2 protein-coding genes and 2 rRNA genes (2 of these 4 only partly in view) are annotated in these 2,500 nt (G+C 57.4%); all 4 read left to right on the forward strand.

The features are described 5' to 3' along the window. A 23S ribosomal RNA gene (locus RBA95_RS08280) occupies positions 1-1,294 on the forward strand; it begins 1,493 nt to the left of the window's first position. A gap of 83 nt (positions 1,295-1,377) precedes the next feature. Then, positions 1,378-1,492: ribosomal RNA gene (gene rrf / locus RBA95_RS08285) — 5S ribosomal RNA — on the forward strand. 116 nt (positions 1,493-1,608) lie between these two features. Continuing rightward, positions 1,609-2,076 (forward strand): acetyltransferase, encoded by a 468-nt coding sequence (locus tag RBA95_RS08290; protein ID WP_306016390.1) that lies wholly within the window; start codon positions 1,609-1,611, stop codon positions 2,074-2,076. A 214-nt stretch (positions 2,077-2,290) separates the two neighbouring features. Next, on the forward strand, positions 2,291-2,500 hold the 5' portion of the coding sequence (locus RBA95_RS08295) for a DUF6445 family protein (RefSeq protein WP_306016391.1). 408 nt of this gene lie beyond the right edge of the window; only the first 210 of its 618 coding nucleotides appear in the window; its start codon is at positions 2,291-2,293; its stop codon lies beyond the right edge, outside the window.

Raw genomic sequence — 2,500 nt, forward strand, 5'->3', positions numbered from 1 at the left:
GCCGTCCCTGGAAATAGCTCCCGCATTAGACCGTACCCCAAACCGACACAGGTGGACTGGTAGAGCATACCAAGGCGCTTGAGAGAACTCTGTTGAAGGAACTCGGCAAATTACTCCCGTAAGTTCGCGAGAAGGGAGCCTGGCTGCGGGCAACCGTTGTCCAGGGGCACAGACCAGGGGGTGGCGACTGTTTATTAAAAACACAGGGCTCTGCGAAGTCGCAAGACGACGTATAGGGTCTGACGCCTGCCCGGTGCCGGAAGGTTAAAAGGAGGAGTGAGAGCTCCGAATTGAAGCCCCGGTAAACGGCGGCCGTAACTATAACGGTCCTAAGGTAGCGAAATTCCTTGTCGGGTAAGTTCCGACCTGCACGAATGGCGTAACGACTTCCCCACTGTCTCCAACAGAGACTCAGCGAAATTGAATTCTCCGTGAAGATGCGGAGTTCCCGCGGTCAGACGGAAAGACCCCGTGCACCTTTACTACAGCTTCGCAGTGGCGTTAGTGGCGATATGTGTAGGATAGGCGGGAGGCTTTGAAACCGGAGCGCCAGTTCCGGTGGAGCCATCCTTGAAATACCGCCCTTATCCTCATTGACGTCTAACCGCGGTCCATGAACCTGGATCCGGGACCCTGCGTGGCGGGTAGTTTGACTGGGGCGGTCGCCTCCCAAAGAGTAACGGAGGCGCGCGAAGGTTGGCTCAGAGCGGTCGGAAATCGCTCGTTGAGTGCAATGGCATAAGCCAGCCTGACTGTGAGACTGACAGGTCGAACAGAGTCGAAAGACGGCCATAGTGATCCGGTGGTCCCGCGTGGAAGGGCCATCGCTCAACGGATAAAAGGTACGCCGGGGATAACAGGCTGATGATGCCCAAGAGTCCATATCGACGGCATTGTTTGGCACCTCGATGTCGGCTCATCGCATCCTGGGGCTGGAGCAGGTCCCAAGGGTTTGGCTGTTCGCCAATTAAAGCGGTACGTGAGCTGGGTTTAGAACGTCGTGAGACAGTTCGGTCCCTATCTGCCGTGGGTGTTGGATACTTGAGAGGAGCTGTCCCTAGTACGAGAGGACCGGGATGGACGCACCTCTGGTGGACCTGTTGTTGCGCCAGCAGCATAGCAGGGTAGCTAAGTGCGGAAAGGATAACCGCTGAAAGCATCTAAGCGGGAAGCCCCCCTCAAAACCAGGTATCCCTATCAGAGCCGTGGAAGACCACCACGTTGATAGGCTGGAAGTGGAAGCGCAGCAATGCGTGAAGCGGACCAGTACTAATTGCTCGATCGGCTTGATCCAACAATGCTCATGGGCGGCGATCGCTTCGTCCCATGAAGCCCACACAGTCAGCTTGTCTCTACAAAATGCATCGGTCGCGCCGACCGGGTGGTTATAGCGAAGGCTCCACACCCGTTCCCATCCCGAACACGGCCGTTAAGACCTTCTGCGCCAATGGTACTATGTCCTAAGGCATGGGAGAGTAGGTCGCCGCCCGGTCCGCTCGATCGATGCATCATCTTCTCCGTTTATACTGCAAAATACGTAAAACCCCCGAGCCTCATGGCCGGGGGTTTTGTGTATTCAGCCTGATGAAGGCATCAGGAGCTGGCCCCATGATCCAGATCATTCCATCCACCCAGGCTCAGGGCGATCGCGTCATTGAGATCTGGCGCGATGCGGTTGACGCCACCCATGATTTCCTGACGCCGGAAGACCGGCGAGCGATCGATGAAGAAGTGTGCGGCTTCCTGTCCCAGGCGCCGCTCGCCCTGGCGCAGTCGGCCGCCGGCGAGATCCTGGGGTTCATGCTGGTTTCGCCAACAGACACCGGCGCACACATGGATGCGCTGTTCATTGACCCGGCTGCGCATGGTCAGGGCCTGGGCCGGGCCCTGGTCAATCACGCGCTTGCCAGGCATGACGCCATCACGACAGACGTAAACGCGCAGAATATCGGCGCGGTCAAATTCTACGATGCCATGGGGTTCATCGAGACGGGCCGCTCAGATCGCGACGATCAGAGGCGACCGTATCCGCTGATCCATCTCAGTCGTCAGAAGGTCTTGGCCAATCGACCATAGCCAGCATCTCACGGTGAAGCTGGACCGTAATTGCTCCAAACCTCGCGCATGCACGAACTTGCGGAGTAACAACCCATCTATTCTTTCTTCATTGTAATGCTTTGGGGGATTGTTGTTGGTTGTATTCCATCAGAGTGTCCGAGCGAATTAGTGGAGGGCTGAGCTGCAAGCCGCCTCCAGCTGACCCGTTCGTGCGAGACCGTGGAGTTCAGCTGTGCATCTGACGCATCTGATAATCGATGATTTTTTTGCTGAGCCTCACAGGGTGAGGGAGGCCGCGCTTGGCCTGACCTATCCCGAGCGCCCGGAAGGCGCAGGGTATCCCGGTCGGAACGCCAACGAAGCCTTGCCCTTGCAGGGTGTCGAGAACCTGATCTCAGATATTGTTCATGAGCGCGTGACGCCCGCGACGCGTCTGTCGCAT

This window comes from Oceanicaulis sp. MMSF_3324, assembly GCF_030733545.1.
Classification (GTDB): domain Bacteria; phylum Pseudomonadota; class Alphaproteobacteria; order Caulobacterales; family Maricaulaceae; genus Oceanicaulis.

Bases quoted from the DNA above. Each gene is read 5' to 3' on its own strand.
- RBA95_RS08290 (WP_306016390.1), top strand. From the start codon at position 1,609: ATGATCCAGATCATTCCATCCACCCAGGCTCAGGGCGATCGCGTCATT.